Origin of the sequence: Pseudomonas sp. NPDC090208, assembly GCF_044746785.1 — a bacterium.
GTDB lineage: Bacteria > Pseudomonadota > Gammaproteobacteria > Pseudomonadales > Pseudomonadaceae > Aquipseudomonas.
The window spans coordinates 54,035-69,932 of sequence record NZ_JBIVCU010000008.1; the positions used below are offsets into that span (position 1 = coordinate 54,035).

A 15,898-nucleotide genomic window follows, 5' to 3' on the forward strand; every position below is an offset into this window, starting at 1 on the left:
ATTTCACCGCAGCCGGGGCACGACGCTGACCCACCAGTCGAAACGACGCTGCACGCGCACCGGCAACACCTCTTCCAGTTGCGCCAGTGCCTTGTCGGTGTCCGCCAGCGGAAAGCTGCCCATGACCCGCAGGTCGGCCACGGCCGGGTCAACGCCCAGATGGCCGCGGCGATAGCTGCCCAGCTCGGCAAGGAACTGCCCCAGCGGCATGTCCTCGGCCAGCAGCAAACCACGGCTCCAGGCTTCACGCCGGGCTTCGGCCCGGGTCACCACAGCTGGCTGTCGAGGGTCGAACTGCACTTGTTGCCCGGCCTGCACGGTGAGGCTCTGGCGGCTGTCGCGGCAGGTGATCCGCACCGCGCCCTGATACACGTTCAGTTGCGTGGCCGCGTCGTTTTCGCGAACGCTGAAGCGCGTGCCCAGCGGTTCCAGCAACCCTTCGCGGCTGCGTACGCGCAACGGTCGGCTGTCGCCATGGCCGGTTTCGATCAGCACTTCGCCGGCATAGAGGATCAGGTCGCGAGTGTCGGCCTCGAAGCGCACGTCCAGCGCTGTGCCGGTGTTGAGCCACAGCCGAGTGCCGTCGCTCAACTGCTCGCTGCGACGTTCGCCGACCGAGGTGCTGTACTGCGCGCGAAGGACCTGCAGCCGGTCCAGGCCAGCGCTGCGCCAACCCAGCCAGCCGAGCACGCCGACGCCGGCCAGCAGGCCGAAGCGGCTCAGCAACTGACGCCGCGAGTGCTCGTGGGCACGCAGGCCGGTCAGCGTCTGATGAGCGGCCGGCCCTTGCTGACGCAGACCGTCGAAGCGCTGGCTGACGCGCTCGACATAACCCCACGCCAGTCGCTGTGCCGGGCCTTGCTCCAGCCATTGCTGCCACTGCATGCGCAGCGCGGCATCGTCGGGCGAGGCTTGCAGCAGGGCATACCACTGCGCGGCACATTCCAGCGTGGCGTGGTCGATCGCGGCACCTTCGCTCACTTCAGGGCACCGTCCAGTTCCGCTTCAAGCAGCGCGCAACTGAACATGGCCTGGGCGATGTATTTGGTCACCGAGCGTTCGGTCACGCCCAGATGCAGGGCGATCTCGCGATAACCCATGCCGTGCAGTTGCGACAGGGTGAAGGCTTCGGCGACCCGGGGCGGCAAGCGTTCCAGCATGTCCTGCAACTGCCCGAGGGTTTCCAGAATGATCGCCTGATGTTCCATCGACGGCCAATGGCTCTCCGGCAGTTGTGCCAGCGCTTCGGCCCAGGCGCGCTCCAGCTGTTTTCGCCGCCAGAAATCCACGCACAAATGCAGCGAGACGCGGCTCAGATACGCCTTCGCATGCGCGTCGCTTTCGAACTCGCGGGGTTTGGCGAGCAGGCGCACAAACACATCCTGCGCCAGTTCCGCCGCATCGCTGGCGTTACCCAGACGGCGGGCGATCCAGTGCTGGATCCAGCTGTGGTTTTCGACGTAGAGGCTTGCCACTTTGGCGCGATGGGCGCAGGCGATATGTAGAGTCATGAAGGGCCGTGCGAATATTGAAGGATTCGCAAATGCGAACTCTTATCAAGATAAGCGATAAGCCCGTTACAGGGCAACTGCAGTGATGGCACGTGGCCGGGAGGGTTGGCTGGACGGTCATTCGATGTCGGTAATGCAAACGATTTGCATAAAGATGTAGAAATCCGCAGGACTCTCTGTATCATGCGCGACACGTTTTTTGGTATACCAACATCCGAGAGTTTTTTGATGCGCTACGCGTTGACTTCGCTGTGCCTGCTTAACGTTTTTTCCCCTGCTGTATGGGCTGCCGATTCGAAAGAAATGGCGTTGCCCGCCATCGATATTCAGGCCAGCCATCTGGCAGGCGACGAGGGCGACAGTTACCGTGCCACGCGCACGTCCAGCGCGACCAAAACCGAGACCGACATCCACGAAGTGCCGCAATCGGTGTCGGTCATCCCCCGCAAAGTGCTGGAAGACAGCAACGTCACCCGTTTGCAGGATGCGCTGGACTACGGTGGCGGCATCGGCCGGGCCAACAACTTCGGCGGGCAGGGGCTGACCACCTACACCGTTCGCGGCTTCACCACGGGCGAGTTCTACCGCAACGGCTTCCCGGTCAACCGTGGCTACCCCAACGCGCCAGACGCCAACACCATCGATCACGTCGACATCCTGCGTGGCCCGGCCGCCACCATGTACGGCCGCAGCGACCCGGGCGGCACCTTCAACGTGGTGACCAAGCAGCCTGAAGTCGAGCAGAAGACCACCATCGGCGGGCAGATGGACGATCAGGGCATGTACCGCGGCACCCTCGACACCACGGGCGCGCTGAACGATGCGAAAACCCTGACCTATCGCCTGAACCTGTTGGGCGAGGGCGGTGATTCGTTCCGCGATCATGTCGAGACCGAGCGTTACGACGTGGCCCCGGTGATCGAATGGCAGGCCACCGACGACACGCGCATCACCTTTGAAGGTGACTACATGCGCAACAACCATCCGCTGGACCGCGGCAACACCCACTACGGCAGCCAGATCGGCGTCGGCAGCCGCGACACCTACGTGTGGGAAAAAGGCTCGGACAACCTGCTGCACAACGACAACAACGTCAGCCAGCTGCGCTTCGAGCACCAGCTGAACGACAACTGGAAGCTGAGCGGCGGCGTGCAGTGGCTCGATGGCCAGCTCAAGGGCAATGCGGTGGAAGCCAACGGCATACAGGCCGACGGTCGCACGCTGGGGCGCAACTTCAACTGGCGCAAGCTGGACTGGAACGATCAGGACTATCAACTGAACCTGTCCGGCACCTTCAACACCGGCAGCATCGAACACACCCTGCTGACCGGTCTGGAATACGAGGAGTACGACTACACGTCGATCATCCTGCGCTCCAGCGGCGCGCTGACCGCGTACCCGATCGACATCTTCAACCCGGTGCTGGGCCAGCCACGGCCTGCGCTGACCCGTACCACCACCCATGACCACGAAAAGCTCAAAAGCACGGCAGCCTTCGTCCAGGACCAGATGCGCCTGACCGAGCGGCTGAAGTTGCTGGTGGGCGCGCGGATCGAGCGTGACGAGCACGACTACGACAACAAGCTGCCCAACTCGGTGGACTGGAACAAAAGCGAGAGTGCCGTCACCCCGCGCTACGGTCTGGTCTACGACCTGACGCCGGATGTTGCGCTGTACGGCAGTTACTCAGAGTCGTTCAAGCCCAACACCGGTGCGTCGCGTCAGGGCGGCGGTTTCGATGCCGAAGAAGGCAAGTCCTACGAACTGGGCGTGAAGTGGAAGACGCTGGACGACCAACTCACCGTCGACGCCGCCATCTTCCATACGATCAAGGACAACGTGCTGACCCTCGACCCCGTCGACTCCAACTACAGCGTGGCGGCCGGCCGCGTGCGCAGCCGTGGCTTCGACCTCAATGTGGCCGGCAACATCACGCCAGAGTGGCGCGTGCTCGGTGGTTATTCCTGGGTGGACGCCGAAGTGGTCAAGGACAATTCGCTGGAGACCGGCACCCGTCTGGCCAACATTCCGCGCAGCAGCTACAACCTGCTGAACGTCTACGAGTTCCACGACGGCCAACTCAACGGCCTGGGCCTGGGGCTGGGTGTCCGCCATGTGGCTGACCGCGCCGGCCAGACGGCCAACTCGACCTACAACATGGCCAGCTACACCGTGGCCGACGTGCTCAGCTTCTACCAGATCACTCCGAAACTGCGGGTCAACCTGGATGTGAAGAACGTCTTCAACGAAGACTACGAAGAGGGTGCGTTCAACCTGTATGCCTATCCGGGCGCGCCGCGCACGGTTCAGACAGGTTTCACGTATACGTTCTGAGTGCAGTGGCGCGATGCTGGACGGTGGGCCACGTCCAGCAGGCCGCTTGAGAAAAGGGGCATGAGCGCGTCTCGGCTCACGCTCGTGCCTACCCCGTCTCAGCCGTCGAAAAAAACCAGCGCGCGCAGTTCGCTGCTGCGCCGTCGTCGATTCGCAGCCAAATAGAATGTCGAACGCTCACGATATAGCGCCCGACAAACCTTGCAGAAGGGGTGGGTAAGCAACTTGCAATGCTTGTGCATTGTTGTTCTTTTTAACGGCAGGGAAAGAGGATTATTCACCCTGAGGTGTCTGGGTTTTGGGTGTTATCTCGGGCGGCGCCGTCCGCTTATGACTTATAACCTTTGTCGATAAATGAAACCGTCATAACGTTATGCAAAGCGCGTCTCTAAGCATAGATAAAAACGATATACGTCTGCGAAGTCTCCGAGATTGACGTGTCGCGGGCTGATGATTACTGTCGCCTTCCTGTCGAATGATTCAACTTCGATACAGTGTGTATATATCGGAATGTTATCGGGCCTGCGCGAAAGTGGCGGGCAATGTCAGCTCGGTTATATGAGGCGCGTGTGGCAGTCAATCATTCTATCGATAACGATTCGATTCATCGGCAACACCGTTCTGTCCCGGCGCTGGATACCTTGCGCGGGCGAATCCCGCAGTTGCTCAAGGACATTGCCAGGGACGCGTCCCGGCGGGATCTGCAACGTGAACTGCCGTTTGAGGCGTTTGCCCTGATTCGCCAGGCCGGGCTTGGCGCCTTGCGCATTCCCCGTGAACTGGGCGGGCCGGGCGGCAGCGTCAGTGACTACATCGAGCTGATCGCCAGCCTGGCCAGCGCCGACCCCAACGTCGCCCATGCGCTGCGCTCGCACTTCAATTTCAGCGAAGCGGTGATTCACAGCCCGGACAGCGCCGAAAAGCGCGATTACGTGGCGAAAACCCTCGATGGCAAGCTGTTCGCCGGTGCCCACACGGAAGTCGGTGCGCCGCTGGGCACGATCCTCACGCGCCTGACCCGGGTCGGCGACGGCTACCGCCTCAACGGCCGCAAATGGTACGCCACAGGCTCGGCCTACGCGGATTTCCTGTCGTTTTCCGCCACCGACGATGACGGCAAACTGATCAGCGTGCTGCTGCCGGCCGACCGTGAAGGCATTCAGGTGCTGGACGACTGGGACGGCATGGGCCAGCGCCTGACCGCCAGCGGCGGCGTCCACCTGGACAACGTCGAAGTCCACGCCAGCGAGATCAAGACCCGCAGCCACAACGCCGAGGTCGGTCGGCACTGTTCGACCCTGCGCCAGTTGCATCTGGCCGCCTGCGCGGCGGGTGTGGTGCGCAACATTCGCGAGGACGCCGTGGATTACGTGCGCAAGCAGGCACGCGCGGCCATGCACAGCCCTGCCGACATCGCCCGTGACGATCAATTCGTGCAGCAGGTGGTCGGCGAAATTTCCGCAAATGCCTATGCCGTGGATGCCCTGATCGCCACCACCGCCGCGATGCTCGATCAAAGTGCTCAGGCACTGACTGTTGGCAGTGCAACAGTGGATCAGCAACTTATAACGGCCTCCATCAGTAATGCACAAATGCAAGTGGTGGTCGCCAAACTTGCACTGCGTGCGGCGGAAGTCTTGTTTGAAGTCGGCGGCGGCTCGGCGACGTCGCGCAAGTACAACTTTGACCGGCACTGGCGAAACATTCGCACGGTGCTCAATCACAATCCGCTGTTGCACAAGGCCCGTGTGGTCGGTGACTTTTACTTGAATGAAAACACCACCCATCTTCGTGAGGGGCTGGTCTTCTGATGTTGTTAAGTTCCCCCGTAGTGTTGTAGCACCCTGTTGTAGCCGCTTGTTGTAGCACCTTGTTGCAGCACCTTGTTGTAACGGCGGGCTCGCCCGAGCCCGAAAACGCGTAAGACCCCGCCAGGTACCGCATTTCCTTCAATCCTCGTTAGATGGCCAGGAACATCCACCACGCCAGCAATAAATGATTTTGCAGGTAGTCGCATGAATGCTCGTTTGAACAGTCCACGTTCGCCACTCGCCCTGATGGTTTCGATCGGCGTGATGACGTTGTGTGGCAGCACCGCAGTCTGGGCCGATGACGCTGGCACGCTCGGCAACACTGCATCGTCCGCAAAGGGCGAAGATGCGCTGGAAACCGTGGTCGTGACCGGCAACCGTGCCGAAAAACGCACCGTGGCGCAAAGCCTGGCACCGATCGATGTGATCAGCGCCGATGACCTCGCCCGCAGCGGCAAGCAAAACCTGCGCGACGCACTGGCTGCGCAGGTGCCTTCCTACACCAACGACGCAGGTTTCACCGGTGCCTCGGGGATCGCCGTCAAATCGGCGACCCTGCGCGGCCTGGGTGGCAACTCGGTGCTGGTGCTGGTCAATGGCAAGCGCCGGCACAACACCGCGCAACTGTTCCATCAGTCGTCGGCCACCTCCAACGGCCAGTCGCCGGTCGACCTCGATCTGATCCCGGTCAGCGCCGTCGACCATGTCGAGGTGCTGCGTGACGGCGCGGCGGCGCAGTATGGTTCCGACGCCATTGCCGGGGTGATCAACATCATCCTCAAACGCAACAAATCCGGTGGTCAGGCCACGGCGCTGTACGGTCAGTACGGCGAGAGGGAAGGGCACAAAGGATTTTACGGTGCGACCGGTGAGTCGCTGGTCAACCAGGGCTTTGAACTGCCCAACGACGGTTTCTTCAGCCTCAGCGGTGACATCAAGGTTCAGGAAACCAGCAACTCCGCCGGCGCGGTGCCGGCCCGTACCAAGATCTACGCCGGCAACGACCCGCGCGAGTTCGGCGAGAGCCGCTACCGGCAGACCATGGGCCAGCCGCGGGTGCAGACCTACAACTTCGCCTACAACGCCGAACTGCCGCTGAACGACGCGCTGGATTTCTACTCGTTCTCGACCTTCAGCCACCGCGATTCCACCGGCTTCGGCACCTTCCGCACGGCGGTGTCGGCGCAGAACATTCCGGAAATCTATCCGGACGGTTTCCAGCCTAAATTCCGCTCGGTGGAAGACGACCTCCAGAGCGTGTTCGGGCTCAAGGGCAAGGATGTGCTGGGCTGGGACTGGGACCTTTCGAGCAGTTGGGGCCGCAACGACGTCAACTATCACAACGATGACTCGCTCAATGCCTCGTTCGGCCCGGCCAGCAAGACCAGCTTCGATAACGGCGAAGCGATCTTCAGCCAGTGGACCAACAACCTGGACATCACCCGCGCCTTCGATACCGGGCTGTTCAAAGACCCGTTGCATGTCGCTGCAGGTGTCGAGTACCGGGTCGACAGCTACCAGATCCGCAAGGGTGAACTCCAGTCCTATGCCGATGGCGGCTATATCTATCCGGTGGGCTCGCCGAACGCCGGCAAACGCCCGAACTCCGGTTCCGCCGGCTGGGGCGGTTTCAGCCCGGCAGCTGCCGGCAGTTGGGATCGCAGCAACACCGCCGGCTACGTGGACCTGACCCAGAAATTCACCGACGCCTGGGAAGTCAGTACCGCCGGCCGCTTCGAGCATTACAGCGACGTCGGCGACACCACCAGCGGCAAGTTTTCCACCCGCTATCAGTTCAACCCGACCTTCGCCGTGCGCGGCACGATCAACAACGGTTTCCGCGCGCCGTCGTTGCAACAGCAACACTTCTCGTCGAGCACCTCGGCGTGGGGTGTCAGCCCGATCACTGGCCAGTTGCAGCAACAGGTGACCAACTATGCGGTGCCGGGTTCGGCCGGAGCGGCGGCGCTGGGCTCGAAAAAGCTCAAGCCGGAGAAGTCGCGCAACTACAGCGTCGGTTTCGTCGCCACGCCGAGCAAGGATCTTGACCTGTCGGTGGACTTCTACCAGATCGACATCAAGGACCGCATTCTGCAGACCAGCTCCCTGAGCGGCCTGAACGATCCGAACATCGCGCGGATTCTCGCTGCCGCCGGGCTCGACACCAACCAGAGCATTGCCTACTACGGCAACCTGGCCGACACCCGCACCCGCGGTATTGATCTGGTCGGCGATTACCGCATCGACTACGGGCCGTGGGGGCGTGGCAAATGGACCTTGACCAGCACCCAGCAGCTCCAGGAAATCCGCAGCATCAAGGAGCCCGACTCGCTGGCGGGCACCGGTGTGCAGGTCCTGGGACGCGACAAACAGGGCAACATCGAAAGCGCGTTCCCGAAAAACAAGACCGCGCTGCAGCACACCTGGTACATCGACGACTTTGAAGTCTCGCTGAAGGAAACCCGCTATTCGGCGGTCACCGGCAAGAACCTGTTCAACGAAAACCGTGACGAGAAGATCAAGCCGGCGTTCATCACCGACCTGGACATCGGCTGGAACGTCAGCGACCAGTTCAAGGTCTCGGTGGGCGGGCTGAACATCTTCAACAAACGCCCCGAACAGCTCTCGCAGCAAGCCAAGCTGTTCTCGCTGTGGCCGGTCGACAGCCCGTCCTACAGCTGGTACTCGCCGTACGGCGTGGACGGTGGCTACTACTACGCACGCGTCGATTACTTCTGGTAACCGCAAGGGCAGCCGGGCGTGATCGACATCACCGTCGCGCCCGGCTGTCCGGCCTTTCACCCGCCTGACAAAAAGGACATCGAAATGGCTCTGCCACAACCCGATTTCACCTTCGAGCGCTCCACCTTTCCCAGCCCTGCCGACCACCCCGACAGCCCGCTGAGCCAGGCCCTCAAGCAACCGCTGTTGCTGGGGGTATTCCTCAACATGCAGGACATCCGCGTCAGCAACCACCCGACCTCCAATACCTGGACCTTCGACTACAACGCGAAGATCGTGCAGCAGGCCGAAGCCCTGGGTTTCGAGCTGGCGTTCAGCCGCACGCAGTGGCTGCCCAAGGGCGGCTATGACGGTGAAGCGTCGCTGGATTCGTTCATCGCCCTGGGTGCCATGGCGGCGATCACTCACAAGATCCTGCTGGTTTCGACCATTCATGTGCTGTACGGCCCGCTGCATCCGCTGCACATCGCCAAGTACGGCGCCACCCTGGACCACATCGCCAAGGGGCGTTGGGGCATCAACATCGTCACCGGCCATCGCCCGGTGGAACACGAAATGTTCGGCCGTCCGCAGATCGAGCATGACCAGCGCTACCAGTTGGCCGGCGAGTTGTTCGACGTGCTCAACACCTTGTGGAGCCGCACGGAGAACTTCACTTACGAAGGTGCCCACGGCTGGAAGATCAAGGACGGCTATATCACGCCCAAGCCGCTGTACGGGCGCCCGGTGCTGGTGACCGCGACGGGGTCGGAAGCGGGGATCGATTTCGCCGCCAGTCAGTCGGACCTGGTGTTCATCACCAATTCGTCCGGCTCGGGCATTCGCGAAACCCTGGAAGACATTCCCGCCCACGTGCAGAAGATCAAGGCCCGCGCGCGTCAGTTCGGCCGTGACGTCAGAACCATCATCAACCCGATCATCGTCAGCCGCGACAGCGAAGCCGAAACCCGCGAATACCTGGAAGGCATCGTCGGCAACAAGATTGCTGGCGCCTTCGGCAACCACAAAGCCTATGCCAGCGACGCCCATGCCTGGCGTGGCCGTGCCGAGGGTTCGCGCAACAGCGGCCTGGGGCTGGGCGGCAACATCGAAATCGTCGGCACCCCGGAGCAAGTGGTCGAGCAACTGAGCGCACTCAAGGCCGCTGGCATTGACGGTGTGCAGCTGAATTTCCATGACTTCGCGGTGGATCTGCAGCACTTCGGCGAACGCATTCTGCCGCTGCTCAAACAGGCCGGGTTGCGCCTGTGATCCTTCACGTTTTTCCCATCAGGAGCAGGGCATGAGCCTGGAATTCATCGGCCACACCGGCAGCCGCAGCGGCGCCGAAGTCATCGAGCCCAGCGGGCCGGTCATCGACAAGGCCTACATCAAGACCATGGCGCGGACCGCCGAGGATAACGGCTTCGACCGCCTGCTGATCGGCAGTTTCGCCACCTGGCCGGACAATAATCAGATCGCTGCATACGTGCTGCACAACACCGAACGCCTGGGGGTGATGCTGGCCCACCGTCCCGGCTTTGTGGCGCCGACGGTGGCCGCGCGGCAACTGGCGACGCTGGACCAGCTCAGCGAAGGGCGGCTGGCGGTGCATGTGATCAGCGGCGGCACTGATGCCGATCAACAGCGCGATGGCGATTTTCTCGCCCACGACGAGCGCTACGCCCGCACCGCCGAGTACCTGTCGGTGGTCAAGCAGGTCTGGCACAGCAGCGAGCCGTTCGATCATCAGGGCGACTACTACCGCTTCAAGGGCGCGCTGTCGACGGTCAAGCCGTGGCGCGCGTCCGGCGTGCCGATTTACTTCGGTGGCTCGTCGGCCGCTGCCTTCGAGGTGGCCGGGCGGCATGCCGAGGTCTACGCGTTGTGGGGCGAATCCCTGGCGCAGACCGAAGAGACCATCGCCAACGTACGCCGGGCAGCGGCTCGTCATGGGCGGGAAGGGCAGATCCGTTTCCTGCTGGCCTTCCGGCCGTTGGTGGCCGAGACCGAAGACGCGGCATGGGCGCGCAGCCGCGAGCTGCTGGCGGCCGCCAGGGCGAAATACCCGGCGGCGCCGGTGCTGCATCAGAACGTCGGCTCGCAGCGCCTGCGCGAGGCCGCTGCCCAGGGCGCGGTGCTCGATCAGCGTTTGTGGACAGAGTTTGCCGCCGTCACCGGTGCTCACGGCAATTCCACGGCGTTGGTCGGCACTGCGCAGCAGGTCGCCGATGCCTTGCTCGAATACCACAAGCTGGGCATCGACAAATTCCTGATCCGGGGTTTCGACCCGTTGCCGGACACCCTGACGTTTGGCCGGGATGTGATTCCGCTCGTGCGTGAAGGCGTCGCTCGCCGTGGTTGAGCGGCGGTTGATCGAGCAGTTGTTCGGCGACGGTGGCCTGCGCCAGGACGGCGAGGGTTGGCCGTCGCAGGTGTGTGTTGAACACGGTCCACTGGCGCGCTTGCCGGCGCTGTTTCGCCAGCCGTTGCTGGAGGACGTCGAGCGGCTGGCCGATCAATATCGCGGGCCGTTGTCGTTCGGCCGTGGGCTGCGCTCGCCGCAGACGTTCGACAGCCACGCCAACGCCGCCAGCCTGTTGAAGCTGGGGCTGACGGTGTTTTTTCAGGACTTGAGTGCCAGCCTGCCGGGCACCGATGTGTTTCTGCGGCAACTGGAGCGCGAACTGGGGGTGACGTCGGGGTGCGCACGCTTGAGTGCGTTCGCCTCGGCGGAGGATGACGGCGTGTCCTGTCATTACGATGCTGAAGAGGTCATCTCGATTCAGCTGGCGGGGCGCAAGACTTTCCATGTCGCTGCGATGAGCGAAATTCGGTGGCCCTACGGCGCCCAGTTCGGGCCGGACATGGTGGCCGTGGAAAACCTGTATGAGCAGGCCCGCGACGGTTTTCCCGATGCGACGCACGCCCGCTTCGAGCCGCATGAGATGCGACCCGGCTCGGTGCTGTTCCTGCCCCGTGGCACCTGGCACCGGACGGTGGCTGAGGAGGCTTCGCTGTCGCTGAGCATCGTCATTCGCCCGCCGGTCATGGCCGATGCCGTGTTGAACTGGCTGAAGCCCTGGCTGATCGGCGATCCCCGCTGGCGCTTGCCGCTGTATGGCGAGGTCGGTGCCCACGAGGCGCGTTTGCAGCCATTGCTGGCAGAGCTGTCGCAGCGCTTGCTGGATCAGGCTGAGGCATCGATTTTGAGCTGGAGCGCCAGCCCCGCCGTGGACAGCACCGAACTGCTGCGCGTGCCCGGCGCACGTCTGGCCTGGCAGACGGTGAGCGCTACGGCAGCGACGCCGCAACGCGTTCGTCTGCAGACCTGGGCACTGGATCAGCACTGGCGAGAACGCATGACCCTCGACACCCAGATACCGGCCTCGCTGGCGGCGGCGCTGGACTGGATCGAACAGCGAGGGCGGGCGTTTCACCTGAACGACCTGCGCCAACAATTCCCCCGGATTCAACCGCACGACCTGCGCCAACTGCTGGACCTGCTGGTCAAGGCCCATGCCTTGCGCCAGTTGGTGGTTCGTTAGACGTGACTTCGGATCCCAGGAAACTGTGGTGATCCTGCCGGCTGTGTTGCCGTGCCGATCCCTGGCAAACACTCGTACCCGTGGGAGGGAGCCGTGCTCGCGAATGCGTCAGTCCAGACAACGCTGCGCCAACTGATCCACCGCTATCGCGAGCAGAGCTCCCTCCCACAGTTTTTTGTGGTGATCCTGACGGTTGTGTTGCCTTACCGATCCCTGGCAAACACCTCGTATCCGTGGGAGGGAGCCCTGCTCGCGAATGCGTCAGTGCAGACAACGCTGCGCCAACTGATCTACCGCCATCGCGAGCAGAGCTCCCTCCCACAGGGGTTTGCGGTGGCCTCAAAGTTGCTGGGTGAACGCAATCCCGCGTAGCAGTCCGGCTTGCCGGCGGTGGCGTCCGCAAGATCGCTGCCGCCGACAAGCCGGACGGCTAAGGGTCGGTGCATGCCGTCTGGCCGCAGGCTGTAGGAGCCGGCTTGCTGGCGAAGGCGGTGCGTCAGACAGACCGCTTTCGCGACCCTCGCAACCTCGGATCCCTCCCACAGTTTTTTGTGGTGATCCTGACGGTTGTGTTGCCTTACCGATCCCTGGCAAACACCTCGTATCCGTGGGAGGGAGCCCTGCTCGCGAATGCGTCAGTCCAGACAACGCTGCATCAACTGACCCACCGCCATCGCGAGCAGAGCGCCCTCCCACCGGGTGTTGTGATGATTCTGCGGGTTGCGTTGCGATACCGAGATCCAGCAAACACCGTGGATCCGTAGGAGCGCACTTGCCCGCGATAGCGTCAGTCCAGACAAAGCTGCATCAACTGACCGCCCCTCATCGCGGGCAAGCGCGCTCCTAAGGGGATTGTGTCAAGCCGTCCCGGCCTTGCCCGACAGTTGATAGTGGCCGATCAGGTTGAATTTCCACGCCACCGGGTCGTGAACGGTGTGGGTGCGGGCGTTGCGCCAGTGGCGGTCGTAGCCGTAGCGCAGGCTGGTGGAGCTGGCGCCGCCGAGCTGGAACAGTTTGTTGCTGGCCAGCAGGGCGGCTTCGGTGGTGAGGATCTTGGCCGTCGCCAGCGCCGAGGCGATCTGGTCCGACGGACCCGCTCCCTGTTCGCGGGTGACTCGGTCGAACAATGCCGCGGCGTTTTCCAGCACCGCTTCTCCGGCATGAATGCGCGTGTGCAGGTCGCCGATGATCGCCAGCACATAAGGGTCTTCTGCCACGGCCGTGACGCCAGTGCGTGCATAAGGGCGGGCGTGTTCACGCACGTAATCAAGCGTGTCGCGAAACGCCGCACGGGCGATGCCCAGGTCCAGCGCGCTGTGAAACAGATCGGGAATGCCGAAGGTATTGGCGCGATGTCTACTCTGCTCGGTGTGCAGCACGTGGCTGGCTTCCACTCGCACGTTGTCCAGCAGCAAGGTGCCGCTGGCGGTGGTGCGCTGGCCGAAGCCGTCCCAGTCGTCGACGATGGTCAGGCCCGGCGCATAGCGATCCAGTACGGCCGTTTTCGCGTGGCCGTTTTCGTTGACGCAGCCGATGGAAATCAGCGGTGAAAACAGTGCCCCGGTGGAGTAGGCCTTGGCACCGTTGACCCGGTAGTGATCGCCCTCGCGGGTGATCAGGGTGCGGGTGGTGCCGGCGGGCAGATTGCCGCCTTCGGCATGACCATTGCCCCAGCGATAGCCCTGCAGGATCTTGCCGAAAAACAGCGCCTGCTGTTCGGTGTCGTCGAGGGCTTCGAGGACGCTGCACGCCATGAGAATGCTCAACATCAACTGGCCGATCGAGGCGTCGGCCTCGCCGATCAGCGCCACCACCCGGGTCAGGGTCACATACGACACCCCGGCACCGCCCCAATCCCTGGGCACGCGGATCGCCAGCAGGCCGCTGTCGGCGAATTCGTCCAGCTCTTGCCATGGCAGTTCGCGTTCGGCATCGCGACGCTGGGCGTGCTCCTTGAAACGTGCGGCCAGCCGCTCGGCGACCGCGATGGCCTCGGCTTCGCTTGTGATGATATGAGCAGGCCGGGCAGGCGGGGTGACCCGCGGTGCATCGCCGTCGAGTTCCCGCCACTGGCGGCGGGCGTGCAGGGTGTCAGTCATGGGGACGTCCTTTTGTCATGTCCTGTCAACACGCGGTGTGCGCCTCAAGCCTGATAGCGGGCGTCGGCGAAGTTGCCGTACAGCGCTTCCGGGGAATTGAAGAAATCCTTGAGCTGTTTCTGCGTGACCACCACCACGGAGGGCGAGACCAGCGGGATTTTCGGCAGGTCGGTGCCGACGATGTGCTGGAACTCGGCGTACAGGGCTTTGCGTTTGACCGGGTCGACTTCGCGCTGGCCCTGATCCAGCAATTCATCGACCCGTGGGTTGGCGTAGTGGGCGCCGTTGGAAAAAGCGATGCCGGGTTTGAAGTTCGACGAGTGATAGAAGCGCTGCGTGCCGATCACAGGGTCAGAGCCTGCGTTGGCGCTGATGATCGTGGTGTCGAAATCACGGCGGGTGTAGACGCGGTTGACGTACTCGGGGAAGTCCTGGGAGCGGATCACCAGCTTGATGCCGATTTTCGCCAGGTTGCTGCGCAAGTAGTGCGCGATCTGCTGGATTTCGCCATTCGGGTTGGGGTCGTTGTAGACCGTCAGGCGAATGCCGTCGGCGCCTTTCTTCAGGCCGGCTTCTTCCAGCAGCGCTTCGGCCTTGGCCAGGTCGAAGGGGTAGCGCGGCACGCTGTCGTCGTAGAAGTCGCTCATGCTCGCCGGGATCGTGCTGTAGGCCGGCTGGGCGAAGCCGAAGAAGATATTGCGGGCGATGAAGTCGCGGTCCACGGCGTGGGCGAACGCCTGACGCACGCGCACGTCCTGGAACACCGGTTTCTCCAGATTGAACTCGAAGCCGATCAGGCCGGGCGAGTAGGGCGCGGTGACTTCGCTGACCAGCAGCTGCGGCACGCCACGCAGACGCTTGACGTTGCTCAAGGCGACCAGGGCCAGTTGCACGGCGTCGGTTTCCAGCGCTGCCGAGGCGGCGGTCAGGTCGGGAATGATGCGAAACACCAGGGCGTCCAGGTGCGGTTTGCCCTTGTCCCAGTATTGATCGTTCTTGATCAGGGTGATCGCCGTACCGCGCTCCCAGCGCTCGAACTTGAACGGGCCGGTGCCGACCGGCTTGAGGTTGTACGGGTTGGTCAGCGGGTTGCCGTCGGCGTACAGGTGCTTGGGCAGAACCTGGGAGTCGATCGACGACAGCGCGCTGAGCAGATAGGGCGCCGGTGTCGACAGCTTCAGCACCACCTGCAGCGGCGTGGGCGTTTCCACCGTGCTGACCGGGGCGAAGGTGCTGATCCCCCGCGAGTTGTATTTGCGCCAGATGTTCTCCAGGGAGAAGGCCACGTCCTCGGCGCCGAACGGCTGACCGTCGTGCCAGGTCACGCCGGGGCGCAGGTTGAAGGTCCAGGTCAGCCCGTCGGCACTGACCTGCCAGTCGGTGGCCAGGCGCGGCACCGGCTGGCGCTTGTCGTCGTAGGACAGCAAGCCGTCGAACACTTTGCTGGTGACGGTGTAGATCGTGCCGTCGGTGGTCAGCGCGTTGGTCAGCACGGTCGGTTCGGGAAATTGCGAGATCACCAGCGTCTGCCGGCCAGCGACGGCGGCGAAGACGCCGGACATCTGACTGGCCAGCCCGGCACCGGCGGCCAGAATCACGGAATTCTTGATCAGCGTCCTGCGGGATAACGACATGCGGCACCTGTAAAAAACAAGAAGACAACAAACGAAGGCACACGGCTTCGCAACGCCAATGGCCGTCATTAAAAAGAGGGGGGGAAGTTCTGTTGGGCATCAGAACAGAACGGCGAGACTATCGGAAACTTTTCAATCGGTTCAAGTAAAGTCTTATAACGTTAAGTTCAGCGTTCATGCCGTTGGCGTGTATAAGTTTAGAACTTTTTTCTCGGTGTCTCTTCGGGCGGATTACGGTAT

The 15,898-nt window shown here is 62.8% G+C and carries 10 protein-coding genes; 6 read left to right on the plus strand and 4 right to left on the minus strand.

Features of this window, described 5'->3' with window-relative positions; translation table 11 throughout:
* Window positions 1-3: 3 nt before the first annotated feature.
* Both ACIPL0_RS14980 and ACIPL0_RS14985 read right to left on the minus strand, forming a co-directional pair.
* Window positions 4-981, minus strand: a complete 978-nt coding sequence (locus tag ACIPL0_RS14980) for a FecR domain-containing protein (RefSeq protein WP_400598219.1) — start codon at window positions 979-981, stop codon at window positions 4-6.
* Complete coding sequence (locus ACIPL0_RS14985) at window positions 978-1,511, minus strand: sigma-70 family RNA polymerase sigma factor (protein ID WP_400598221.1); 534 nt, start codon at window positions 1,509-1,511, stop codon at window positions 978-980. The genes ACIPL0_RS14980 and ACIPL0_RS14985 overlap by 4 nt, the downstream gene beginning before the upstream one ends.
* A 228-nt stretch (window positions 1,512-1,739) precedes the next feature.
* Here ACIPL0_RS14985 and ACIPL0_RS14990 point away from each other — a divergent pair, with 228 nt between their 5' ends.
* From ACIPL0_RS14990 to ACIPL0_RS15015, 6 genes are all read left to right on the plus strand, one after another.
* On the plus strand, window positions 1,740-3,845 hold the full coding sequence (locus ACIPL0_RS14990) for a TonB-dependent siderophore receptor (RefSeq protein ID WP_400598223.1): 2,106 nt from the start codon (window positions 1,740-1,742) through the stop codon (window positions 3,843-3,845).
* Between the two features lie 569 nt (window positions 3,846-4,414).
* The gene (locus ACIPL0_RS14995; RefSeq protein ID WP_400731547.1) at window positions 4,415-5,656 is read left to right on the plus strand and encodes an acyl-CoA dehydrogenase family protein; all 1,242 of its coding nucleotides are present in this window, start codon (window positions 4,415-4,417) and stop codon (window positions 5,654-5,656) included.
* Window positions 5,657-5,860: 204 nt separating this feature from the next.
* Complete coding sequence (locus tag ACIPL0_RS15000) at window positions 5,861-8,398, plus strand: TonB-dependent receptor plug domain-containing protein (RefSeq protein ID WP_400598227.1); 2,538 nt, start codon at window positions 5,861-5,863, stop codon at window positions 8,396-8,398.
* An 84-nt stretch (window positions 8,399-8,482) separates the two neighbouring features.
* Window positions 8,483-9,649, plus strand: a complete 1,167-nt coding sequence (locus ACIPL0_RS15005; RefSeq protein ID WP_400598229.1) for an LLM class flavin-dependent oxidoreductase — start codon at window positions 8,483-8,485, stop codon at window positions 9,647-9,649.
* A gap of 31 nt (window positions 9,650-9,680) precedes the next feature.
* On the plus strand, window positions 9,681-10,742 hold the full coding sequence (locus ACIPL0_RS15010; protein WP_400598231.1) for an LLM class flavin-dependent oxidoreductase: 1,062 nt from the start codon (window positions 9,681-9,683) through the stop codon (window positions 10,740-10,742).
* Complete coding sequence (locus tag ACIPL0_RS15015; RefSeq protein WP_400598233.1) at window positions 10,717-11,925, plus strand: JmjC domain-containing protein; 1,209 nt, start codon at window positions 10,717-10,719, stop codon at window positions 11,923-11,925. The genes ACIPL0_RS15010 and ACIPL0_RS15015 overlap by 26 nt, the downstream gene beginning before the upstream one ends.
* A gap of 857 nt (window positions 11,926-12,782) precedes the next feature.
* Here ACIPL0_RS15015 and ACIPL0_RS15020 read toward each other — a convergent pair.
* Both ACIPL0_RS15020 and ACIPL0_RS15025 read right to left on the minus strand, forming a co-directional pair.
* Entirely contained in the window at window positions 12,783-14,024 is a 1,242-nt protein-coding gene (locus ACIPL0_RS15020; protein ID WP_400598236.1) for an SfnB family sulfur acquisition oxidoreductase, read from the minus strand.
* A gap of 44 nt (window positions 14,025-14,068) precedes the next feature.
* Window positions 14,069-15,658, minus strand: a complete 1,590-nt coding sequence (locus tag ACIPL0_RS15025) for an ABC transporter substrate-binding protein (RefSeq protein ID WP_400598238.1) — start codon at window positions 15,656-15,658, stop codon at window positions 14,069-14,071.
* Window positions 15,659-15,898 lie beyond the last annotated feature (240 nt).